Source organism: Paracoccus sp. MC1862 (assembly GCF_016617715.1).
In the GTDB taxonomy this organism is placed as follows: Bacteria; Pseudomonadota; Alphaproteobacteria; order Rhodobacterales; family Rhodobacteraceae; genus Paracoccus.
This window is the reverse complement of the sequence record NZ_CP067225.1, coordinates 647657-668878: the sequence shown is the minus strand read 5'-3', so window position 1 is coordinate 668878 and position 21222 is coordinate 647657. Positions and strand designations below refer to the sequence as shown.

Genomic DNA, 21222 nt, shown 5'->3' with positions numbered 1-21222 from the left:
GTGTCGTCCTATCGTTCGCGCGGCGCGTCGTCACGCCGCCGCCAGATCCGCCAGGTCACCGCAAGCGACCAGACAAGTGCCCCGATCGCCGCCAGATCGGCGAGAAAGGCGTATTCCGAGGGCCAGCCGAAGCGCCGGCCCGCCCAGTTGGCGGCAAGCCACAACAGCATGGCCGTGGCGATGACACCACCCGCCAGCCGCATCTGCCCGGTATCGCCAGAGGGCCGCACCGGCGTCATGCCGATTCACCATGCCCCACCGCACCGGAATGCGCCGTTTCGGGCACTTCCGCAAGAACGGCGGCCTTCGCACGACGGGCCAGCCGGCTTGCGTCCGTCGTATTCGGCCCGGACCCATCCGCGCCGAAGGTCACGGCCTGCGCCGCCTGAACCGAGGCCCCATGCGGTGCCCCATCCATCCCCTCGGGCCGCTGGGGCCGTGCAATCGGGACCTGCGCCACCGGCGCCCCGTCGCGCCGGATCGAGCGGGCGCCGGGCACGTCAGGGTCCTTGGCGCTGTCAACGGGGCGTGCCCATTCCTCGACGTCGTCGGCACCCTGGCAGAACAGGATGATCAGCAGCCCGCCCAGAAGGCCGGCCGTCACCAACCCGAGAAACAGCCCCGGAACGGTCCCGACGCTGCCCGCCCCGAAGGCGAACACGACCACCCCCATGACGGCGGCGAAGATCCAGCATTGGCGGGCGCAGGTGCTCATCGGGTCCCCCTGTGGGTGTCAGTTCAATCGGTGCTCTTCGCGTCGGCGGGCTGGCCGGCCGGCTCGCGCTTGGATGGCGGCCGCGCCGCCGAGGTTCCCGGCGCCTCCTGCACCGTGACCCCGGTCTTGTCGATCGGGCGCCCCTCGCCGGGGGTCGGATCATGCTCGGCGTCGCCGCTGACCTCCTCGGGCCGCTTCCAGGGCGTCAGGATCGGTGCTTCGGTCCCGTCGATCCGCTTGACCGTGTCGCGCAGCTTCACCGCCAGCGCGGCCGAAGCGTTCATCTTCTCGGCCCGCTCGATCGAGGCCAGCGCCACCGCACCGCCCAAGGGTTCCGAGGAGAAGCGGCCGTTCTGCGGACCCGGCACGGGCACCTGTCCCGCCGCCAGCGCGTCGATCAGCTCCGACAGCTTCTCGGCAGTCAGGTCTTCGTAGTAATCCTTGCCGATCTGGACCATCGGCGCGTTCGTGCAGGCGCCGAGGCACTCGACCTCTTCCCACGAGAAATTGCCGTCGGCGGAAATGGTATGCGGGGTCGGCGCGACCTTCTCGCGGCAGACGCGCATCAGGTCCTCGGCCCCGCAGATCATGCAGGTCGTGGTGCCACAAATCTGGATGTTCGCAATCCGGCCAATGGGTTGAAGCTGGAACATGAAGTAGAAGGTCGCGACTTCCAGCACGCGGATGTAGGACAGCCCCAAAAGATCGGCGACATATTCGATGGCCGGGCGGGACACCCAGCCCTCCTGTTCCTGCGCCCGCCACAGCAGCGGGATCACCGCGGACTGCTGGCGGCCTTCGGGATATTTGGTCATCTGCGCCCGCGCCCATTCAAGGTTCGCGGGCGTGAACTCGAAGGACTCGGGCTGGACGGGGGACAGGCGGCGCAGCATCAGGCGAAGACTCCGGGCAGGGCGGACAGGGTGGAACGGGCGATCAACGGTCCACCTCTCCGAAGACGACGTCCGATGTGGCGATCAGGGCGGTCACGTCGGACAGCATGTGGCCGCGGGCCAGCCAGTCCATCGACTGCAGATGCAGGAAGCCCGGCGCGCGCAGCTTGGCGCGGTAGGGCTTGTTGGTGCCGTCGCTGACCAGGTAGACGCCGAACTCGCCCTTGGGCGCCTCGACGGCGGCATAAACCTCGCCCGCCGGAACCTTGAAGCCCTCGGTATACAGCTTGAAGTGGTGGATCAGGCTTTCCATGTCGCGCTTCATGTCGATGCGCTTGGGCGGGGTCAGCTTGCCCCGCGCCAGCACGTCGCCCGCAGGCTCGGCCTTCAGCTTGGCGACGGCCTGCCGGATGATGCGGGTTGATTGCCGCATCTCCTCCATCCGCAGCAGGTAGCGGTCGTAGCAGTCGCCATTGGTGCCGACCGGCACCTCGAACTCGAACTCGTCGTAGCATTCGTAGGGCTGCGAGCGGCGCAGGTCCCAGGCGAGGCCGGAGCCGCGGGCCATGATCCCTGACCAGCCCCGATCCACCACGTCCTGTTCGGTGGCGATGCCGATATCCACGGTCCGCTGCTTGAAGATGCGGTTTTCGGTGATCAGCATGTCGAGGTCGTTGACCTTGGACGGAAACTGCACCGCCCAGTCGTCGATGTCGTCCAGCAGCTTCGGCGGCAGGTCCTGATGCACCCCGCCAGGTCGGAAATAGGCCGAGTGAAGCCGCGCGCCCGAGGCCCGCTCGTAGAAGATCATCAGCTTCTCGCGTTCCTCGAACCCCCAGAGCGGCGGGGTCAGGGCGCCCACGTCCATCGCGCCGGTCGTGACGTTCAGCAGGTGGTTCAGGATGCGCGTGATCTCGGAATAGAGAACACGGATCAGGCTGGCGCGGCGGGGGATCTCCACGCCCGTCAGCCTTTCGATCGCCAGGCACCAGGCATGTTCCTGGCACATGGGCGAGGTGTAATCCAGCCGGTCCAGATAGGGCAGGTTCTGCAGGTAGGTCCTGTCTTCCATCAGCTTTTCGGTGCCGCGGTGCAGCAGGCCGATATGGGGGTCGCAACGCTCGACGATCTCGCCGTCAAGCTCGATCACCATGCGTAGGACGCCATGGGCCGCCGGGTGCTGGGGCCCGAAGTTGATGCTGAAGTTGCGGATGCGCTGTTCGCCGGTCAGCACGTCGAAGCTGCCGTCGTCATAGGTGTTGCTGCGGATGTCGCCGTCCATCGGCCTACCCTCTTGCTGCGACGCGAGCGGGGCTGTCGGCCAGCCGCCCGGCGAATTTCACTGCCGGTGCGCCGGGACGATGGTCCCGGCGCCCGCGCATCACTTCTTGCCGTCCGCCGTGACGCCGGTGGTGGCGGGGGCCTTCTCGTCGCCCGGCAGAACGTAATTCGCGCCCTCCCACGGGGACAGGAAGTCGAACTTGCGGTATTCCTGCGGCAGGCTGACGGGCTCGTAGACGACGCGCTTCTCGATGTCGTCGTAGCGGACCTCGACATAGCCGGTCGTCGGGAAGTCCTTGCGCAGCGGGTAGCCCTTGAAGCCGTAGTCGGTCAGGATGCGGCGCAGGTCCGGGTGGCCCGAAAAGAGGATGCCGAACATGTCGAAGACCTCGCGCTCGAACCAGTCGGCGGCGGGGGTGACGCTGGTGATCGAGGGCACCAGCTCGTCCTCGCGGATCGCGGCCTTCAGGCGGATCCGCTGGTTGGTGTACATCGACAGGAATTGCCAGACCACGTCGAAGCGCGCCGGCCGCTGCGGGTAATCGACCGCGGTGATGTCCACCAGCGTGCCGAAGCGACAGGCCGGGTCGTCGCGCAGCGCCTGCACCAGCCCGACGATGGAACTTGCGTGGATCGTCAGGTTCAACTCGCCAAAGGCGACCTCGTAGCCCAGCACGTCATTGGGGCGGCGAGCGGCGATGGTCTCGCCCAGTTCGGCCAACGCCTCGGGATCGGGATAGACGGCCATCGCTTACCTCATCAACGTCGAGGTGCGGCGGATCTTCCGCTGCAGTTGCAGGATGCCATACAGCAGCGCCTCGGCCGTGGGCGGACAGCCGGGGACATAGATGTCCACCGGCACGACCCGATCGCAGCCGCGCACGACGGAATAGCTGTAATGGTAATAGCCGCCGCCATTCGCGCAGGACCCCATCGAGATCACATAGCGCGGCTCGGGCATCTGGTCATAGACCTTGCGCAGCGCCGGGGCCATCTTGTTGGTCAGCGTGCCGGCGACGATCATCAGGTCCGACTGGCGCGGGGATGCGCGGGGCGCGGTGCCGAAGCGTTCGAGGTCATAGCGCGGCATCGAGACCTGCATCATCTCGATGGCGCAGCAGGCAAGGCCAAAGGTCATCCAGTGCAGCGAGCCGTTGCGCGCCCAGGCGATGATGTCCTGCGTCGTGGTCAGCAGGAAGCCCTTGTCCTGCAATTCGCGGTTCAGGGCCTGTGTCGCCACGTCGCGGTCGGGACCGGCCGTGTTCGGGCCGGTCTGGACGCCGCCCGGGAAGATCAGGCCCGACTTGGTGTGGGTGGGATGCGCCCCATGATGCGCCGGCCCCGTGCCGGTGCCGATAGCCGAGCCGGGATTCGCGCCGGTCTGCCCGGCTGCGCCTGGATCTCCGCGCGTTTCGTCCATCACGCCCATTCCAGCGCCCCTTTCCGCCATTCATAGGCAAAGCCGATCGTCAGGACGGCCAGGAAGACCATCATCGACCAGAAAGCCACGTCGGACAGCGTGGCGAAGCTGACCGCCCAGGGGAACAGGAAGGCCACCTCCAGGTCGAAGATGATGAACAGGATCGAGACGAGGTAAAAGCGGACATCGAACTTCATGCGCGCATCGTCGAAGGCGTTGAAGCCGCATTCATAGGCGCTGGTCTTTTCGGGGTCCGGGTTGCGGACGGCGATGATGGCGGCTGCGAGCACGAGGATGATCGCCAGCGCCGAGGCCATGCCCAGGAAGACCAGCACGGGCAGGTATTCGGATACGAGATAGTCCAAGAGGCGGGCTCCCCTGACGACGCGGGTGCTTGTGCCCGCGTGGGTTGGCTGAGCCTCATTTAGCCCCGCCCGCACCAAGGGTCAATGGAACCCGCCGCTTTCGCCGCATCCTCAGGTGGCGGTATAGCCGCCGTCCACCAGATGATAGCTGCCGGTGATGAAGCTCGCCCGGTCAGACAAGAGGAATAGGGTCAGGGCGGCGACCTCCTCGGGGGTGCCGAGACGGCCGAAGGCGTGGCGCTCGGCCAGTCCCTGCAGCGCTGCGTCATCCATGCTCGATTCCACCAGCGGGGTCAGGATGAAGCCCGGCCCCACCGCGTTGACTCGAATCCCGCGTGATCCGTATTCCCATGCGGCGCTCTTGGTCATGCCGACAACGCCATGCTTGGCCGCGACATAGGCGCTAGAGCCGGCAAAGCCCACGCTGCCGAGGATCGAGGCCATGTTGACGATGCTGCCCTTCGTCCCGGCCTTCGCCATCGCCGCAAGCTGCGCCCGCATTCCGTAAAGGACGCCGTTCAGGTTGATGTCGATGACCCTGTTCCAGTCGTCTACCGGATAGTCCCCCGCATCGGCATGAGGACCGCCAATGCCCGCGTTGTTGACCGCCATCGCCAGCGTTCCGGGCAGGCTTTCGGCAGCCCGCACCAGCGCCTCGGCATTGGCCGGGTCGGCCACGTCGCCAGAGACGCCCAGCGCCTTGCCGCCCGCCTGCTCAATCTCGGCCGCGACCTTGTCGGCCACGCCCTGCTGAAGATCGCCCACGACGACGCCTGCGCCGGAACGCGCCAGCTCAAGCGCGATGGCGCGGCCAATGCCGGACCCCGCGCCGGTCACGATCGCCACGCGGCCCGAGAAGTCGAATGTGATGTCGGACATGAAAGCCTCCTTCGCCAGTTCGCCCGGAAAGGGAACGAACCGGCGGCCGAAGGGTTGCCCCTGCCCCCATCACCGCGGCATCAGGCCGCAGACACCCGCGCGCGTCTGGCCTTGGGCGCGGCATCGCGCCGTCGCGCCGCCACTTCCAGCATCGGCGCCAGATAGTGGCCGGTGTAGCTTTCCGTGACCTGCGCCACATCCTCGGGCGTTCCCTCGGCCACGATGCGACCCCCGGCGTCACCGCCTTCGGGGCCGATGTCGATGATCCAGTCGGCGGTCTTGATGACGTCGAGGTTATGCTCGATCACCACCACCGTGTTGCCCTGATCGACCAGCCGCTGCAGCACCTCCAGCAGCTTGCGGGTGTCGTCGAAATGCAGGCCTGTGGTCGGTTCGTCTAGGATATACAGCGTCTTGCCGGTGGAAGCTCGGGAAAGTTCCTTGGCCAGCTTCACCCGCTGCGCCTCGCCGCCCGACAGCGTCGTCGCCTGCTGCCCGACCTTGACGTAACCCAGTCCCACCTGGACCAGCGCGTCCATCTTGGACCGGATCGAGGGCACCGCCTTGAAGAACTCCTGCGCGTCCTCGATGGTCATGTCCAGCACGTCGGCGATGGACTTGCCCTTGAACTCGACCTCCAGCGTTTCGCGGTTGTAGCGCTTGCCCTTGCAGGTTTCGCAGGTGACATAGACGTCGGGCAGGAAGTGCATCTCGATCTTGATGACGCCGTCGCCTTGGCAGGCCTCGCAGCGCCCGCCCTTGACGTTGAAGCTGAAGCGGCCGGGGCCGTAGCCGCGCGCCTTGGATTCCGGCAGGCGGGCGAACCAGTCGCGGATATGGGTATAGGCGCCGGTGTAGGTCGCCGGGTTCGACCGGGGGGTGCGGCCGATGGGGCGCTGGTCGATGTCGATGACCTTGTCCAGATGCTCCAGCCCCTTAATCGCGCGGGCGGGCGCGGGGGTCTGCCGCGCGCCGTTCAGCCGCATCGAGGCCGTCTTGAACAGCGTCTCGACCGTCAGCGTGGACTTGCCGCCGCCGGACACGCCGGTGATGCAGACGAACCGGCCCAAGGGAAAATCGACGGTCACGTCCTTGAGGTTGTTGCCCGTCGCCCCTTCCACCGTCACGGCCTTGCCGTTGCCCTTGCGGCGTTCGGCTGGAACCTCGATCTCGCGCGCGCCGGAGAGATACTGCCCGGTGAGGCTGTCCGGGTTGGCCTCGATCTCGGCGGGCGTGCCCTTGGCCACGACCTCGCCGCCGTGGACGCCCGCACCCGGTCCCATGTCGAAGACGTAATCGGCATGACGGATCGCATCCTCGTCATGCTCGACCACGATCACCGAGTTGCCCTGATCGCGCAGCCCCTTCAGCGCCTCCAGCAGCCGGTCGTTGTCGCGCTGGTGCAGGCCGATGGAGGGCTCATCCAGCACATAGAGCACGCCCGTCAGGCCCGAGCCGATCTGCGACGCCAGCCGGATGCGCTGGCTTTCGCCGCCCGACAGCGTGCCCGCCGCGCGGGAAAGCGTCAGGTAGTCCAGCCCCACGTTCACGAGGAACCCCAGCCGCTCTCGGATTTCCTTGAGGATGGCGCGGGCGATCTCGTTTTTCTGATTCGACAGATGGTTCGGGGCGTCCTCGACCCATGCCAGCGCCTCTCGGATCGACTGGTCCGTGACCTGACCGACATGGCGGCCAGCGATCTTCACCGCCAGTGCCTCGGGCTTCAGCCGGTTGCCGTCGCAGACATGGCAGGGGCGGCTGTTCTGGTAACGCTCAAGCTCCTCGCGCGACCAGGACGAGTCGGTCTCGCGCCAGCGGCGCTCAATGTTGGGGATGACGCCTTCGAAGGTGCGGCTGACCTCGTAGACGCGGCCCGCGTCGTCGAAGCAGAAGCGGATTTCCTCAGCGCCTGAGCCGTGCATCAGGACGTGGCGCACATGGTCCGGCAGGTCGCGCCACGGCGTCTTGGGGTCAAAGCCGTAATGCGCGGCCAGCGCATTGGTCGTCTGAGTCATGTAGGCCGACTTGGACTTGGCCCAGGGCGCGATGGCCCCTTGCGCCACCGACAGGCCGGTGTCGGGAACGACCAGGCGTTCGTCGAAGAACAGTTCCACCCCCAGCCCGTCGCAAGCGGGACAGGCGCCCAATGGCGCGTTGAAGGAAAACAGGCGCGGCTCGATTTCGGGGATGGTGAAGCCGCTGACCGGGCAGGCGAAGTTTTCCGAGAAGGTGATGCGCTCGGGTTGACCCTCGGAAGGCGCGGTTTCCAGAACCGCGATGCCTTCCGCAAGGTCCAGCGCCGTGCGGAAGCTATCGGCCAGCCGCGTTTCCAGCCCCTCGCGCACGACGATGCGGTCCACCACCACGTCGATGTCGTGGCGGAACTTCTTGTCCAGCGTGGGCGGCGTATCAAGCTCGTGGAACGCGCCGTCGATCTTGACCCGCTGGAAGCCCTTTTTCCGCAGGTCCAGCAGTTCCTTTTCGTAAGCGCCCTTGCGGTCGCGGACGATGGGGGCCAGCAGAAAGGCGCGCGTCCCCTCGGGCAGCGCCATCACCCGGTCCACCATGTCCTGCACCTGCTGCGCCTCAATGGGCAGGCCGGTCGCCGGGGAATACGGTGTCCCTGCACGGGCGAACAGCAGCCGCAGGTAGTCGTAGATTTCCGTGACCGTCCCCACCGTCGAACGCGGGTTCTTCGAGGTCGTCTTCTGCTCGATGGAAATCGCCGGCGACAGGCCCGAGATATGGTCCACGTCCGGCTTGCCCATCATGTCGAGGAACTGCCGCGCATAGGCCGACAGGCTCTCGACATAGCGCCGCTGGCCTTCCGCATAGATCGTGTCGAAGGCGAGGCTCGACTTCCCCGACCCCGACAACCCGGTGATGACCACCAGCGAGTCGCGCGGAATGTCCATGTCCACGCCCTTGAGATTATGCTCGCGCGCGCCGCGCACCTCGATGAACTTCTGTTCCATGCGGACCTCTCGGGGGGACAAGGGCATCAGATATGGTCGCCTGCGCGAAACGCAAGCCGGAAAGAACATCAGGCGAACATCTGCGCTGAAGTCAGCTTGTCACATGAGCGTGCCACTGGCAGGCTGAACCTGATCCCCTGACGGAGTCCGCCATGACCCGACTGCTTCTGACCACGGCGCTGGTCGCCTTCGCCAGCACCGCGCAGGCCGACTACGTGCTGCACATCCTGCACACCAACGATTTCCACAGCCGGATCGAGCCGATCAATGCCTTCGATTCGACCTGCGACGCCGAAACGCTGGCGAAGAACGAATGCTTCGGCGGCGTGGCGCGGCTGAAGGCCGCCATCGACGCGCGGCGGGACGCAATCCGGGCCGAGGGCGGCAACGTGATCGTGCTAGACGCGGGCGATCAGTGTCAGGGATCGCTGTTCTACACGACCTACAAGGGCCGGGACACGGTCGAGTTCATGAACGCCATCGGCTATGACGCCATGAGCCTCGGCAACCACGAGTTCGACGATGGCCCCGAGGGCGCGGCGGTCCTGCTGGACGGGGCGGAGTTCCCGGTCATGTCGGGCAACCTCGACGTCTCGCAATCGAACCTGCTGGCGGGCAAGCTGCGCCATACGGTCACGCTGGAGGTGGGCGGAGAGAAGATCGGCCTCGTCTCGGCGCTGGCGATGGACACGCCCGAGACGGCTTCGCCCGGTCCCTCGGTGATCTTCCTGGACGACATGGAGAGCCTCAAGGCCGGGGTGCAGGCGCTGGAAGCCGAGGGCGTGGACAAGATCATCGCGCTGACCCATGTGGGCTATAGCAGTGACCTTGAGTTCGCCACAGGGGTGCCCGGCCTCGATGCCATCATCGGCGGCCACAGCCACACGCTGCTGGGAGAGATGGAGGGCGCCGCTGGCCCCTATCCGACGCGCGTCACAGCTTCGAGCGGCGCCGAGGTTCCGGTCGCAACTGCCTACGCTTATGGGAAATACCTCGGCGAGTTGAAGCTGACCTTCGACGACCAGGGCCGCTTGACCGCAGCCGAGGGTGCGCCGATCCTCCTGGACGCCAGCCACCCCGAGGACGACACCATCGTCGCCCGCGTGCAGGAACTGGCCCGGCCGCTTGAGGAGCTGCGCCGCAAGCAGGTGGCCGAGATCGCCGTTCCCTTGGGCGCTGACCGGGCCGACTGCCGGGCACGGGAATGCGTCATGGGCAATGTCGTGGCCGATGCGATGCTGGCGCGGGTGGCAGATCAGGGCGTCAGCATCGCAATCCAGAACGGCGGGGGCTTGCGCGCCTCGATCGACGCAGGGCCGGTGACGATGGGAGAGGTTTATGACGTCCTGCCCTTCCAGAACTCGCTTTCTACCTTCCGCGCCAAGGGCTCGACCGTTCTGGCCGCGCTGGAAAACGGCGCCAGCGAGATCGAGGATGGCGCAGGCCGCTTCGCCCAGGTCGCGGGGCTACGCTATGCGATTGATCCCGCAGCGCCCGCGGGCAGCCGGATCAGCGACGTTCAGGTTCGGACGGGCGAAAGCTGGGCGCCGCTGGACCCCGCGGCGACCTATGGCATCGTCACCAACAACTACCTGCGCGGCGGTGGCGACGGCTATGCGATGTTCGCCACCGAGGGAACCGACGCCTATGACTTCGGCCCCGATCTGGCCGAGATTCTGGCCGACTGGCTGTCGCGGCAGGGGCTGGGCTATGCCCCTGCATTGAACGGCCGCATTACCGTGAAATGAGAGGATGACCCATGGCCGCGCAACATCATGCCGGCAGTTGCCAATGCGGCGCCATCGCCTTCAAGGTGGACGCCGACCTGGACCAGACCGTCACCTGCAACTGCTCGCGCTGCCGCAGGCTGGGATCGGTGCTGGCCTTTGTTCCGAGGCAGGCGTTCCGGCTGACCTCGGACGGGCCGACGACGGAATACAGGTTCAACGAGCAGGTCATCTCGCACCGCTTCTGCCCTGTTTGCGGCATCGAACCCTTCGCCTATGGCGAACAGAACGGGCAGAAGATGGTGGCGATCAACGTCAACTGCCTCGAGGGGGTGGACGCGCGGACGCTGGAGTCAAGCCACTACGACGGCGCCTCGGCGTAAGGGCCACAGCGGTTCCGTCTTGCCGGATCAGCGGCTCGGGTTTTCCCTACCCGCGCGTGTGACAAGGCGGGATCGTCCCCTGCCCGTCCTTCGCGCCGCCGACCACGACCGCACAGCAGGCGGCGCGTCCCTCATCCACGGCTGGCCCCCTGTCACACTGAAGGGGCTGGATCGCGCCAGACTTCGGCAGCGGCCAGGTCATGCCGGGAGGGGAACACGAGGCGCAGCCGCGCGATGCAGGGCTGCGCGTGATGGTGCCCGGCGTGGTCTGGATCAGGCTGTAGTTACAGGTCAGCCGCCGGTGTGGCTCATGTGCCGCGTCACCTGACCGCCGACTCCGCGGGAATAGTCGAAGTCGTGGCCCTTCGGCTTGCGGGCAATGGCGGCGCGGATGGCGTCCTTCAGCGGCGCGTCGCCGGGGCTGGCGCGCAGGGGTCCGCGCAGGTCGGCGCGGTCCTCTTGCCCGAGGCACATGTAAAGCTCGCCCGTGCAGGTGACGCGGACGCGGTTGCAGCTTTCGCAGAAATTATGCGTGAGCGGCGTGATGAAGCCGATCTTCTGGCCGGTTTCCTCAAGCCGCACATAGCGGGCGGGGCCGCCGGTGCGTTCCGCCAGCGGGGTCAGGGTAAAGCGGGTTTCCAGCCTTCGGCGCAGGTCGCTGAGGGGCCAGTACTGGTCCAGACGGACCTCCTCGCCCATGTCGCCCATCGGCATGACCTCGATGAAGGTCAGGTCGTGGCCCTGTTCGCCGCACCAGTCGATCAACGGGAACAACTCGTCCTCGTTGAAGCCCTTGAGGGCTACCGTGTTGATCTTGATGCGCAATCCGGCGGTCTTGGCGGCGGCGATGCCGTCCATGACCTGCGGCAGGCGGCCCCAGCGGGTGATGGCGGCGAACTTGTCGGGGTCCAGCGTGTCCAGCGAGACGTTGATGCGGCGCACCCCGCACTCGGCCAGTTCCTCGGCAAAGCGGGCAAGCTGGCTGCCGTTGGTGGTCAGGGTCAGCTCGTCCAGCCCCTGCCCCAGCCGGTCGGACATGACGTGGAAGAAGGACATGATGTTGCGTCGCACCAAGGGTTCGCCCCCGGTGATCCGCAGCTTGCGCACACCGAGGTCGATGAAGGCGCCGGCGAGGCGTTCCAGTTCCTCCAGCGTCAGCAGCTCGGCTTTCGGCAGGAACTGCATGTGCTCGGCCATGCAGTAGGTGCAGCGGAAATCACAGCGGTCGGTGACCGACACCCGCAGATAGGTGATCGGGCGGGCGAAGGGGTCGATCAGGGGAGCTGCAGTCATGGGGGCAACATAGGTCCGTGGCGTCCGGGGCACAAGGTTGGCGGCTTGCCGCCGGGGCGCGCGCCGGGCGTGGACAGCGGGACGGCCAGCGGCGCAAAATCGCGGTCACAGGCCATGCACGGTCGATGCACATCTCATGCACAAGGGATACGACATGACGATCCGCCCCATTCTTTCGTCCGCCGCGCTGGTTCTGGCGCTGGCCGGCTGCGACATGATGTCCGACCTGCGGCCCGCGCCACCCCCGCGGACCCCGGCGGCGACGGTCAGCGCCGCGCCCACGGTGGCGGCCGGTTCGCTGCAGCGGCCGGCAGGCTCGCAGTCGGTGGCGCAGCTTGACGCCTCGGCCGCCGAGAAGGCGGCGGCCACGCGGCCGAGCGCGGCGGGCGGGCGGCTCGGCACCACCATCGCCTCGCTGGGCGACGCGACCGAGGGCGGGTTCTGGATCAAGACGCCGCTGGTCAGCGCGCCCGGCAAGGGGCGGATCGTGGACGCGGCCTCGGGGCGGTCGGTGAACGTGGACCTGATCCCCCTGCCCGGTCCGGCCTCGGCGGGCAGCCAGGTGTCGCTGCCGGCGCTGACCACGCTGGGCGCGGACCTGACCGACCTGCCCGAGCTTGAGGTCTATCGAAGCTGAGGCCCGCGCCGGGTCACGACCAGTCGGCGCGGCGGGCCTCGACCCAGTCGCGCCCGGCATCGCCGCCCCAGAGCAGCCAGGCGATGTAGCCGGTCGAGGGGTTCGCGGCATCGTCCCAGCGCCCCCGCCCGCGCAGATAGCCGAAGCGGGCGAACCAAGCCGCGATCACCCGCATCTCTCTGGCTGAATGGGGGCGCAGGGCGGACAGGCCTTGCGCGCGGGCAAGGCCGACTTCGGTGCCGCCGCGGCCATGCCGCCGTCGCAGGGCAAGGCCCTGCCGCGCGGCAAGACCGACCTCGGTCGGCGGGACGAAGCCCCCGCCCAGGCCCAGCAGGTCAAGCTGGACCGCAAGCTCGGGCGGAAGGGTCTGCGTCACGCGGCGGGCATCCGGGCCTCGATCATGCCAGCATACCAGCTTGAACCCGCCGGGATGGCCTCGTCGTTGAAGTCATAGGCCGGGTGGTGGAGCATCGCCGTGTCGCCGTTGCCCGTGAAGATATAGGCGCCGGGGCGTTCCAGCAGCATGTAGCTGAAATCCTCGCCCGCCATCATCGGCATGATCTCGGTGTCGACCTCGCCCGCGACCTGCCGGGCGACCTGCGCCGCGTGAAGGGTTGCCTGCGGGTCGTTCATCGTCACCGGATAGCCGCGCTGGTAGTTCACCTCGGCCGAGCCGCCCATCGCCCCGGCCACCCCGGTCGCGACGCGGTGCAGCCGTTCTTCGACAAGGTCGCGGATGGCGGGATCAAGGCTGCGGGCCGTGCCGCGCAGGCGGACGGTCTGGGGGATGATGTTATGGGCACGGCTGCTCGTCTCGACCACGCAGACCGAGACCACGGCGCTGTGCAGCGGATCGACGTTGCGCGAGACGATGGATTGCAGCGCCACGATCACCTGCGCGGCCATCAGGGTCGTGTCCACGCCGTCATGGGGGCGGGCCGCGTGGCCGCCCTTGCCGGTCAGCAGGATCTCGAATGTGTCGGCGGCGGCCATCATCGCGCCGTCGCGGATGGCGAACTGTCCGGCGGGCAGGCCGGGCAGGTTGTGCATGGCGTAGAACTCCTGGATGCCCCAGCGGTCCACGAGGCCGTCCTGCACCATCGCCTGCCCGCCGCCGCCGGCTTCCTCGGCGGGCTGGAAGATCACCACCGCCGTGCCGTCGAAGTTGCGCGTCTCGGCCAGGTATTTCGCCGCGCCCAGCAGCATGGCCGTATGGCCGTCATGGCCGCAGGCATGCATGACGCCGGGGGTCTTCGAGGCGTAATCGGCGCCCGTCGCCTCGGTGATCGGCAGGGCGTCCATGTCGGCGCGCAACCCGATGACGCGGCCGCTGCTGTCGCTGCGGCCCCTGATGACGCCGACGACGCCGGTGCGGCCGACGCCTTCCGTCACCTCGTCGGCGCCGAAGCCGCGCAGCAGTTCGGCCACGCGGGCGGCGGTGCGGTGGACGTCGTAATCCAGTTCGGGCTTCTCGTGGAAGTCCCGCCGCCAGGCGGTGATCTCGGGGTGAAGCTCGGCAAAGCGGTTCTTGACGGGCATGGGTGTCTCCTTCGCGGCGGTGGCAGGGTGGCATGGCGCGCGGGCAAGGGGAAGATGCGGCGCAAGAGTCAAGGGGCGCTGCCCCTCGGCCCGTTCCGGGCCTCACCCCGGGGATATTTCGACGAAGAAGAAGCCCGCAGGCTACCGTCAGGCCGAGGTGATGGCCTGGATGGCGGCGGCGGCCTGGGCGCGGGGCAGGATGACGAGACAAGGGCCGTCGAGCGCCAGTTCGACGGGGCCGGTCGTCTCGTTCGAGGTGCCGGTGCGCCGGGCGGGGTCGAGCGTCAGGCCGTCGATGGGCCAGCGCAGGCCCCGGCTGGTGCCGGTGACGGGGCCGAGGGGATAAAGGGACAGCCGGGTGCCCGGCGGCAGGTCCAGCGCCAGCCGGGCGGGGGCGGCGAAGATCGCGTCCTCGCCCCCCAGCAGCAGGCAGGGGCGCGGCACCCGGACAAGCGTGGTCAGGCAGGCCAAGAGGTGGTCGGCGCGCGAGCCGGTGAAGCCCACCGCCACGACAAAGGGCGCGGCGATGCGGGTCAGGCATTTCTCGAAGTCGGTCGTTTCCTGTTCGGGAACATGGTGCAGCCGATCGGGAGGGATGGCCGCGCGCCCCGCCGTCGAGAGCGAATCGAGATCGCCGATCACCGCCTGCGGCATGATGCCATCCGCCAAGGCCCGGTCGGCGCCGCTGTCGGCGGCCGCCACGGTGGGCGCCAACGCCAGCGCCTCGGCAAGATCGGCCGCCGTCACCGCGCCGCCGCCGATCAGGGTGACGCCGGCGGCCGAGGTCAGGACCGGCGTCATTCCCCCCGACCAACGCCCCGGAAGACGCGGCGGAAGGGCAGCAGCCAAGCAAAGGCGAGGAAGATATAGACCGGCACCTCGGCCCAGATCGGCATTCGGCCGAAGCGGGCGTCCAGCCAGTTGATGAAGGTCACGGCGATGACGATCCAGACCGGCATCCAGACCAGCAGCAGGACCAGCGACCATCTCTTGCGTTGCTGGAGGTTCATGTCTCGCGCTCCTGCGCCTCGACGGCGATGCGGCGAGCGGTGGGGCGGCGGCGCAGCCGCAGGGCGGTGGCGGCCGCGCCATGCAGGCGGCGGCGCCAGCGGGGCATGTTGCGTTCCGCCTCGCCCTCGCGGACGCGGCCCAGATAGATGCGGCGGATCGGGTCGAGCCCGCAGTAGCCCAGCACCTGCCAGCCCATTCGCGCGCCTAGGGGGTCGCGCATGACGAGGCGGTAAAGCAGCGGCGGCGTGTCCATCGTCACGATCATGTCCACGGAACGCCCGGCCAGCATGGGGTCGGGCATCAGCGCGCCCTCGGCCACCGAGAACGCCTTGGCGGGAAGGATCAGCCGATCCCACAGGCCCTTGAGCCGCGCGGGTTCCGCCCCCCACCACAGCGGAAAGCCCAGAACGATATGGTCGGCGGCCAGCATCGCCTGCCAGAGCAGGTGCAGGTCGGGTTCCCATTCCTGGATCGTCTCGTAGCCGCGCCGCAGGTTGGGGTCGAAGTCGAGATCGCGGACCGCCAGCCGCGCGACGCGGGTGCCGGGGGGCAGCCCCTCCTCATAGGCGTCCAGCAGCGACTGGGTCAGCCGGTCGCTGTCGGGATGGCCGTCGAGGATCAGGACGCGCATGGATCAGTCGGCGAAGGGGTCGGTGACAAGGATGGTGTCCTCGCGTTCGGGGCTTGTCGACAGCAACGCGACGGGGCACTGGATCAGTTCCTCGATCCGGCGGACATACTTGATGGCCGCGGCCGGCAGGTCGGCCCATGACCGCGCGCCTTCGGTCGATTCCGACCAGCCCTCGATCTCCTCGTAGACCGGCTGGGCGCGGGCCTGCAGGGCGGCGGCGGTGGGCAGGTAGTCGTAATGCTGGCCGTCCACGGTGTAGCCGGTGCAGATCTTCAGCGTCTCGAAGCCGTCCAGAACGTCCAGCTTGGTCAGGGCGATGCCGTTCACGCCGGAAATGGCGCAGGTCTGGCGCACCAGCGCCGCGTCGAACCAGCCGCAGCGGCGCTTGCGGCCGGTGACGGTGCCGAATTCGTGCCCACGCTCGCCCAGCCGTTGGCCGATCTCATCCTCAAGCTCGGTCGGGAAGGGACCGGAGCCGACGCGGGTGGTATAGGCCTTGACGATGCCCAGCACATAGCCGATCGCGCCCGGCCCCATGCCGGTGCCGCTGGCCGCAGCGCCCGACATGGTGGTGGAGGAGGTGACATAGGGATAAGTGCCGAAGTCGATGTCCAGAAGCGCGCCCTGCGCCCCTTCGAAGAGGATGCGCTTGCCGGATTTCCGGGCGTCGGCCATGATCTTCCAGACCGGCTGGGCATAGGGCAGCAGCTTCGGCGCGATCTCCAGCAGCTTCGCCTTCAGCTCGGCGCGGTCGACGGGCGCGGCGCCAAGCCCCTGCCGCAGCGGGTCGTGATGGGCCAGCAGGCGGTCGAGGCGCTGGTCCAGCGTCTCCTCGTCGGAAAGGTCGGCAAGGCGGATGGCGCGGCGGCCCACCTTGTCCTCATAGGCCGGGCCGATGCCGCGGCCGGTAGTGCCGATCTTCGAGGCGCCCGCGGCTTCCTCGCGCAGGCGGTCGAGGTCCTGGTGCAGGGGCAGGATCAGGGGCGTGTTTTCCGCGATCATCAGGTTGGCGGTCGAGATGGCGACGCCCTGCCCCGCCAGCTTGTCGATTTCCGCAAACAGCGCCCAAGGGTCCAGCACGACGCCGTTGCCGATCACGGCCAGCTTGTTCTTGCGGACGATCCCCGAGGGCAGCAGCGACAGCTTGAAGACCTCGTTGCCGATGACCAGCGTGTGGCCCGCGTTGTGGCCGCCCTGGAAGCGGGCGATCACGTCGGCGCGCTCGGACAGCCAGTCGACGATCTTGCCCTTGCCCTCGTCGCCCCACTGGGCGCCGACCACCACCACATTTGCCATGAATAAACCCCTTTGACGGTCCGCGCGGGGTATAGCCCCGATGACAGCGCCATGAAAGCCGCTATCCGTGCAAAGCCCCTCGGGGGCGGAGTTCATAGGAAAGATGGTGGGGGCAAGACGATTCGGACCTGCGGCCTGCGGCAACCGGACGCGTTGTGAAACACTGAACCTGCCTGGCAGTTCTTCAAGCTGTCATCCGGCCCGCAGCAATCACATCAATAGATTAGAAGCGGTTTGCAAACTGGATTCTTGCCTGAAAGCCTCTGACGCTGCCCATCTTTCAACAGGCCCGCCAGCGCGCACCGGAAACGATCGGCCTGGCAGCGCGGCCATTTCCGGGCCGCTCGCGTGTTCAGTGGTGGCCCTGCTGGACCAGCGGCCTACGGTGTTGGGAATGGCGCATGACAAGCTTCCGTCCCATCCGACCCGAGGCAAGGAAGCGCGCCCTCTGCGACATGGTCGAGATCCCCGAGTCAGGGCAACAGCGCGAAGTTCTCGTCCTGTGCCGCCCGGCCGACCGCCAGATCCTCGACGGCGACAAGGCCGCGCCCGGTCTCGATCAGCGTTCCGCGCGTGAAGCGGGAAACTTCGTTCGGAGGCTCGTCCGGATCGACGGCGCCGGGGAAGGTGAAAGTATCGGTTGCGCCGTTCAGGAAGGCGCCGGGATTCTCGCGGTAAAGGGCATACTGTTCCTGCGTCATCCCGATGCAGAGGTCGACCTGGTTGAGGGCGCTGCCATTCACGAGGTTCAGAGAGCCGTCTGAATAGGAAGCCTCGCGCAGGGTGTTCAGCCCGCCAATCCCTTGACCGTCGATCGGGATCACCAGCCTGTCGCCGGGACCGATCTCGTCGATGGTCAGGAAGGCGCTTGCGAGGATTCCGATGGCAGGCCGCACCTCGGTGAATGTCCCCGGACCGCTTCGCGAGAAGGCGATGGTCGTTTCGTTCCGCAGGTCTGTCAGCACGGAGGCGACGTCGAGAGTGCCGGCATCCAGGGTGAAACTGCTTTCACCGTCGATGATCACTGTGCGGTCGGTGACCAGGCGCGCATCCGGCAGCCCGGCATCGATGCTCAGGTCGGCGCCCCCCGGTTGCAACGGTATAGCTGCCGCTGAGAACATTGACGCCCAGCACGCGCGTGAGGTCGCCGTCGCCGTCGCCATGGTAAACGACGGTATCGGCGCTGAGCACGCCGGCATTCACGAGGTCGGTGTTCGACGGTCCGGTCGTTGCGTCAACATAGAAGACATTCTCTTGCACAAGGGCGAGGTCGATGAGCGCCATGTTTTTTCCTCACAGGGACAAGGATCAGGCGCTCGGTTGCTCTGCAGTCCTGCGGGGGCGTCACGAATGGTATGGGCGGCATGTGAACGTCCTGACAGAATGCCAGCAAGCAGGCGATTCGAAGGCAGTTGGTGATTCAAGCCACTGGAGTCAGGCATTTTTGAATCTGGGGTTGCAGCATCCTTGCAGCTCTCGCCTTGATTTTCTGCTGCCGGATTTGGCCTGTATGCAACCTGTTAGTGCGAGATGCTGCAACGTGGTCTGGAACCGCTCCGTCGCTGAGGCTGCGCTTGGCCGCCGCTTGTTTGACAGGTTGCTGAAGAACCCGACCCTGACGTGGTTTCGAGGACATGGTTCACTCTTACCGCTGCGCTTGCAGGATGAGGATGCGCGGGATGGACGAGGCGACGGGGGCGCTGTTCGGAAATGTCGATCCTGAGGGGGCGCACCGCCCCCGGGGTAGAGGAGGGATGAGACGACGCGAACTTCATCGCCATTCCCAGCACGCCTGCGTTACCTGCATGTCGCCCGGCAGGCGAGGCAGCGGCACTTTTCAAAGGACAGTTCACGCGTGCCGGTTCGAGGCAGTGGTCACCCTGCCATGATGCGTTTTCTGCAAATCCCGCGAGTGGCTGACAGGGTCCGGGATCAGGCCAGCAGCAGCACCTGAACGTCGGCGACGTTGGTGCCGGTCGCGCCGGCGATCAGCAGGTCGCCCGCAGCCCCCAGTGCCGCGTGGCTGTCGTTGTTGGCCAGCAGGGCCGCGGCATCCCGGCCCGCGGTCGCGATGCGCCCGATGGTGCCGCCATCGACCAGCCCGCCCGCGGCATCGGTCGGGCCGTCCCGGCCATCGGTCCCGCCGCTGAGAAAGACCCAGGGACGCCGCCAGTCACGGCCCAGCATGGCCAGCCGCAGCGCCAGTTCCTGGTTGCGCCCGCCGCGGCCCGTTCCCCGCAGCGTGACGGTGGTTTCGCCGCCGAAGACGAGGACTTCGGGCCGGCCGGGGGCGGCCTGCGCGGCGGCCTGCGCGATCCGCGCGGCGGCCTCGCCCACGTCGCCGGTCAGCCGGTCGCTGACGATGCGGGCCTCCCATCCCTGCGGGACCGCCGCGCGGATGGCGGCAAGCGAGATCTCGTTGCTGCCGATCAGGTGATTCTCTGCCACGGGCGCAGGGGGGGACTCGTTTCCTTCTTCCAGAAGCGCCGTCACCGCGGGGGGCAGCCGGTCCAGAAGCCCCTGCCGGGCCAGCAGCGCCAAGGCATCCCCGGGCGTGCCGAGCGGGGCGACGGTCGGGCCGCTGGCGATGGCGCCGAGGTCGTTGCCGATCACGTCCGACAGGATCAGCGCCCGGACCGGGGCCGGGGCGGCATGGCGCAAGAAGCCGCCGCCCTTGAGGTCGGAGAGCTGCTGGCGGATCAGGTTGACCTGCCCGATCTCCAGCCCGCTGGCCAGAAGCAGCCGGTTCACCTGCTGCTTGTCGGCCAAGGTCAGCGGCGGGCGCGGCGCGGGCACCAGCGCCGAGCCGCCGCCCGAGATCAGCGCATAGACCCGGTCCTGCGCCCCTGCCCCGTCCAGCAGCGCGATGATCTGCTGCCCGGCGCGCAGCCCGGCCTCGTCCGGCTCGGGGTGGCTGGCGGTCAGGACGCGGGCGCCGGGAATGTCCCGGCCGTTGCCGTAATGCGTGACCGCCAGCGCCTCGGTCGGGCCGGAGACATGGCCCATCGCCTCGGGCAGCATGGCGGGGGCGGCCTTGCCGATGGCGATCAGGATGTTGCGGCCCCCCGCCGGAAGTTCGGCGGGGGGATGGCTGTCGAAATGCCGGCGCACGGCCAGGGCGGGATCGGCCGCGCGAACGGCCTCGTCGTAAAGCTTCCGCGCCAGGGCGCGCATCTCGGCAATCCTCGGTGTCATGCAGCGATCTGCCGGGCCTTCTGGACCAGCACCTCGGCCTGGCGGATCGAGGCATAGTCGATCAGCCGCCCGTCCAGCGAGACCGCGCCCTTGCCCGCGGCCTCGGCCTCGGCCATCGCGGCGAGGATCTTCTGGGCGCGCTCGACCTCGGCGTCCGAGGGACTCATCACCTCGTTGGCCAGCGCGATCTGGCTGGGATGGATCGCCCATTTGCCCTCGCAGCCCAGAACGGCGGCGCGATAGGCGGCCGCCTTGTAGCCCTCGGGGTCCGAGAAATCGCCGAAGGGGCCGTCGATGGGGCGCAGCCCGTTGGCGCGGGCGGCGACGACCATCCGCGACAGGGCATAGTGCCACATGTCGCCCCAGTGGACATGGCGGGCGCCATCCGCGTCCTTGTCGGTCAGGACCGAGTAGTTCTCGTTCACGCCACCGATGATGGTGGTGCGGGCGCGGGTGCTGGCGGCATAGTCGGCCACGCCGAAATGCAGGCTTTCGTTGCGCTTCGAGGCCGCGGCGATCTCGCTGATGTTCTGCATCCCGAGGGCCGTTTCGATGATGTGCTCGAAGCCGATGCGCTTCTTGTAGCCCTTGGCGTCCTCGACCTGCGTGACCAGCATGTCCACGGCATAGACATCGGCGGCGGTGCCGACCTTGGGGATCATGATCAGGTCCAGCCGCTCGCCGGCCTGTTCGACCACATCCACCACGTCCCGATACATGTAATGGGTATCGAGCCCGTTGATTCGCAGCGACATGGTCTTCTTGCCCCAGTCGATCTCGTTCAGGGCCTTGATGATGTTCTTGCGCGCCTGCGCCTTTTCATCGGGCGCCACCGCGTCCTCGAGGTCGAGAAAGACCACGTCCGCCTCGGACGCGGCGGCCTTTTCAAACATCGCGGGCTGGCTGCCCGGCACGGCGAGTTCGCTGCGGTTCAGGCGGGCGGGGGCCTGCTCGATGGGATGGAAGCTCATGGCTCATGCTC

The 21222-nt window shown here is 67.7% G+C and carries 22 protein-coding genes; 3 read left to right on the top strand and 19 right to left on the bottom strand.

From position 1 onward, the window contains the following. Positions 1-8 precede the first annotated feature (8 nt). The 9 genes from JGR78_RS03390 to uvrA all read right to left on the bottom strand — a co-directional run bounded on the left by JGR78_RS03390 (position 9) and on the right by uvrA (position 8528). Entirely contained in the window at positions 9-239 is a 231-nt protein-coding gene (locus tag JGR78_RS03390) for a DUF5337 domain-containing protein (RefSeq protein ID WP_182792960.1), read from the bottom strand. Further along, complete coding sequence (locus JGR78_RS03385) at positions 236-715, bottom strand: hypothetical protein (protein WP_182792961.1); 480 nt, start codon at positions 713-715, stop codon at positions 236-238. The genes JGR78_RS03390 and JGR78_RS03385 overlap by 4 nt, the downstream gene beginning before the upstream one ends. A 23-nt stretch (positions 716-738) precedes the next feature. Next, positions 739-1608: an NADH-quinone oxidoreductase subunit NuoE gene (gene nuoE / locus JGR78_RS03380; protein ID WP_182792962.1), complete on the bottom strand. Its 870-nt coding sequence runs from the start codon at positions 1606-1608 to the stop codon at positions 739-741. Between the two features lie 43 nt (positions 1609-1651). Next, positions 1652-2890 (bottom strand): NADH-quinone oxidoreductase subunit D, encoded by a 1239-nt coding sequence (locus tag JGR78_RS03375; RefSeq protein WP_182792963.1) that lies wholly within the window; start codon positions 2888-2890, stop codon positions 1652-1654. A gap of 99 nt (positions 2891-2989) precedes the next feature. Further along, a complete protein-coding gene (locus JGR78_RS03370; RefSeq protein ID WP_182792964.1) occupies positions 2990-3637 on the bottom strand; it encodes an NADH-quinone oxidoreductase subunit C in 648 nt (215 codons plus the stop codon). 3 nt (positions 3638-3640) lie between these two features. Continuing rightward, entirely contained in the window at positions 3641-4183 is a 543-nt protein-coding gene (locus tag JGR78_RS03365; protein ID WP_182792980.1) for an NADH-quinone oxidoreductase subunit B family protein, read from the bottom strand. A gap of 125 nt (positions 4184-4308) precedes the next feature. Then, on the bottom strand, positions 4309-4626 hold the full coding sequence (locus tag JGR78_RS03360; RefSeq protein WP_370576452.1) for an NADH-quinone oxidoreductase subunit A: 318 nt from the start codon (positions 4624-4626) through the stop codon (positions 4309-4311). Positions 4627-4785: 159 nt separating this feature from the next. After that, complete coding sequence (locus JGR78_RS03355) at positions 4786-5544, bottom strand: SDR family NAD(P)-dependent oxidoreductase (RefSeq protein ID WP_200559498.1); 759 nt, start codon at positions 5542-5544, stop codon at positions 4786-4788. An 89-nt stretch (positions 5545-5633) separates the two neighbouring features. Continuing rightward, on the bottom strand, positions 5634-8528 hold the full coding sequence (gene uvrA, locus JGR78_RS03350; protein WP_182803011.1) for an excinuclease ABC subunit UvrA: 2895 nt from the start codon (positions 8526-8528) through the stop codon (positions 5634-5636). A 152-nt stretch (positions 8529-8680) separates the two neighbouring features. Here uvrA and JGR78_RS03345 point away from each other — a divergent pair, with 152 nt between their 5' ends. Together JGR78_RS03345 and JGR78_RS03340 are read left to right on the top strand one after the other, a co-directional pair. After that, positions 8681-10276 (top strand): bifunctional UDP-sugar hydrolase/5'-nucleotidase, encoded by a 1596-nt coding sequence (locus JGR78_RS03345; protein ID WP_182803009.1) that lies wholly within the window; start codon positions 8681-8683, stop codon positions 10274-10276. An 11-nt stretch (positions 10277-10287) separates the two neighbouring features. Next, positions 10288-10638, top strand: a complete 351-nt coding sequence (locus tag JGR78_RS03340) for a GFA family protein (RefSeq protein ID WP_182792968.1) — start codon at positions 10288-10290, stop codon at positions 10636-10638. A 291-nt stretch (positions 10639-10929) separates the two neighbouring features. Here the strand turns inward: JGR78_RS03340 and moaA are convergent, their stop codons facing one another. Beyond that, on the bottom strand, positions 10930-11931 hold the full coding sequence (gene moaA, locus JGR78_RS03335) for a GTP 3',8-cyclase MoaA (RefSeq protein ID WP_182792969.1): 1002 nt from the start codon (positions 11929-11931) through the stop codon (positions 10930-10932). A gap of 154 nt (positions 11932-12085) precedes the next feature. On the opposite strand from moaA, the gene JGR78_RS03330 reads away from it, so the two are divergent. Beyond that, positions 12086-12568 (top strand): hypothetical protein, encoded by a 483-nt coding sequence (locus JGR78_RS03330; protein WP_182792970.1) that lies wholly within the window; start codon positions 12086-12088, stop codon positions 12566-12568. Positions 12569-12581: 13 nt separating this feature from the next. On the opposite strand, the gene JGR78_RS03325 is transcribed toward JGR78_RS03330, so the two are convergent. The 9 genes from JGR78_RS03325 to JGR78_RS03285 form a co-directional block, all read right to left on the bottom strand. After that, positions 12582-12944, bottom strand: coding sequence for a hypothetical protein (locus tag JGR78_RS03325; protein ID WP_200559435.1), 363 nt, complete (start codon positions 12942-12944; stop codon positions 12582-12584). Continuing rightward, the gene (locus JGR78_RS03320) at positions 12941-14107 is read right to left on the bottom strand and encodes a M20 aminoacylase family protein (protein ID WP_182792971.1); all 1167 of its coding nucleotides are present in this window, start codon (positions 14105-14107) and stop codon (positions 12941-12943) included. The genes JGR78_RS03325 and JGR78_RS03320 overlap by 4 nt, the downstream gene beginning before the upstream one ends. Before the next feature lie 147 nt (positions 14108-14254). Beyond that, positions 14255-14908 carry a thiamine diphosphokinase gene (locus JGR78_RS03315; protein ID WP_182792972.1) on the bottom strand — a complete coding sequence of 218 codons (654 nt, stop codon included), beginning with the start codon at positions 14906-14908 and terminating at the stop codon, positions 14255-14257. Then, positions 14905-15117 carry a DUF2842 domain-containing protein gene (locus JGR78_RS03310; protein ID WP_182792973.1) on the bottom strand — a complete coding sequence of 71 codons (213 nt, stop codon included), beginning with the start codon at positions 15115-15117 and terminating at the stop codon, positions 14905-14907. The genes JGR78_RS03315 and JGR78_RS03310 overlap by 4 nt, the downstream gene beginning before the upstream one ends. Then, positions 15114-15749 carry an NAD(P)H-dependent oxidoreductase gene (locus JGR78_RS03305; protein ID WP_182792974.1) on the bottom strand — a complete coding sequence of 212 codons (636 nt, stop codon included), beginning with the start codon at positions 15747-15749 and terminating at the stop codon, positions 15114-15116. Before JGR78_RS03305 ends, JGR78_RS03310 begins: the two co-directional genes overlap by 4 nt. A 3-nt stretch (positions 15750-15752) precedes the next feature. Beyond that, on the bottom strand, positions 15753-17045 hold the full coding sequence (locus tag JGR78_RS03300) for an adenylosuccinate synthase (protein WP_182803007.1): 1293 nt from the start codon (positions 17043-17045) through the stop codon (positions 15753-15755). Positions 17046-17518: 473 nt separating this feature from the next. After that, positions 17519-18208, bottom strand: coding sequence for a hypothetical protein (locus JGR78_RS03295; protein WP_200559433.1), 690 nt, complete (start codon positions 18206-18208; stop codon positions 17519-17521). A gap of 769 nt (positions 18209-18977) precedes the next feature. Next, a complete protein-coding gene (locus JGR78_RS03290) occupies positions 18978-20240 on the bottom strand; it encodes a glycerate kinase (protein ID WP_182803001.1) in 1263 nt (420 codons plus the stop codon). Further along, positions 20237-21211 (bottom strand): CoA ester lyase, encoded by a 975-nt coding sequence (locus tag JGR78_RS03285; protein WP_182802998.1) that lies wholly within the window; start codon positions 21209-21211, stop codon positions 20237-20239. The genes JGR78_RS03290 and JGR78_RS03285 overlap by 4 nt, the downstream gene beginning before the upstream one ends. Between the last annotated feature and the right edge of the window lie 11 nt (positions 21212-21222).

Coding starts and splice junctions, on each gene's coding strand:
- JGR78_RS03390 (WP_182792960.1), bottom strand. CDS start 239: ATGACGCCGGTGCGGCCCTCTGGCGATACCGGGCAGATGCGGCTGGCG.
- JGR78_RS03385 (WP_182792961.1), bottom strand. CDS start 715: ATGAGCACCTGCGCCCGCCAATGCTGGATCTTCGCCGCCGTCATGGGG.
- nuoE (WP_182792962.1), bottom strand. CDS start 1,608: ATGCTGCGCCGCCTGTCCCCCGTCCAGCCCGAGTCCTTCGAGTTCACG.
- JGR78_RS03375 (WP_182792963.1), bottom strand. CDS start 2,890: ATGGACGGCGACATCCGCAGCAACACCTATGACGACGGCAGCTTCGAC.
- JGR78_RS03370 (WP_182792964.1), bottom strand. CDS start 3,637: ATGGCCGTCTATCCCGATCCCGAGGCGTTGGCCGAACTGGGCGAGACC.
- JGR78_RS03360 (WP_370576452.1), bottom strand. CDS start 4,626: ATGGCCTCGGCGCTGGCGATCATCCTCGTGCTCGCAGCCGCCATCATC.
- uvrA (WP_182803011.1), bottom strand. CDS start 8,528: ATGGAACAGAAGTTCATCGAGGTGCGCGGCGCGCGCGAGCATAATCTC.
- JGR78_RS03345 (WP_182803009.1), top strand. CDS start 8,681: ATGACCCGACTGCTTCTGACCACGGCGCTGGTCGCCTTCGCCAGCACC.
- JGR78_RS03340 (WP_182792968.1), top strand. CDS start 10,288: ATGGCCGCGCAACATCATGCCGGCAGTTGCCAATGCGGCGCCATCGCC.
- moaA (WP_182792969.1), bottom strand. CDS start 11,931: ATGACTGCAGCTCCCCTGATCGACCCCTTCGCCCGCCCGATCACCTAT.
- JGR78_RS03330 (WP_182792970.1), top strand. CDS start 12,086: ATGACGATCCGCCCCATTCTTTCGTCCGCCGCGCTGGTTCTGGCGCTG.
- JGR78_RS03320 (WP_182792971.1), bottom strand. CDS start 14,107: ATGCCCGTCAAGAACCGCTTTGCCGAGCTTCACCCCGAGATCACCGCC.
- JGR78_RS03315 (WP_182792972.1), bottom strand. CDS start 14,908: ATGACGCCGGTCCTGACCTCGGCCGCCGGCGTCACCCTGATCGGCGGC.
- JGR78_RS03310 (WP_182792973.1), bottom strand. CDS start 15,117: ATGAACCTCCAGCAACGCAAGAGATGGTCGCTGGTCCTGCTGCTGGTC.
- JGR78_RS03305 (WP_182792974.1), bottom strand. CDS start 15,749: ATGCGCGTCCTGATCCTCGACGGCCATCCCGACAGCGACCGGCTGACC.
- JGR78_RS03300 (WP_182803007.1), bottom strand. CDS start 17,045: ATGGCAAATGTGGTGGTGGTCGGCGCCCAGTGGGGCGACGAGGGCAAG.
- JGR78_RS03295 (WP_200559433.1), bottom strand. CDS start 18,208: ATGGCGACGGCGACGGCGACCTCACGCGCGTGCTGGGCGTCAATGTTC.
- JGR78_RS03290 (WP_182803001.1), bottom strand. CDS start 20,240: ATGACACCGAGGATTGCCGAGATGCGCGCCCTGGCGCGGAAGCTTTAC.
- JGR78_RS03285 (WP_182802998.1), bottom strand. CDS start 21,211: ATGAGCTTCCATCCCATCGAGCAGGCCCCCGCCCGCCTGAACCGCAGC.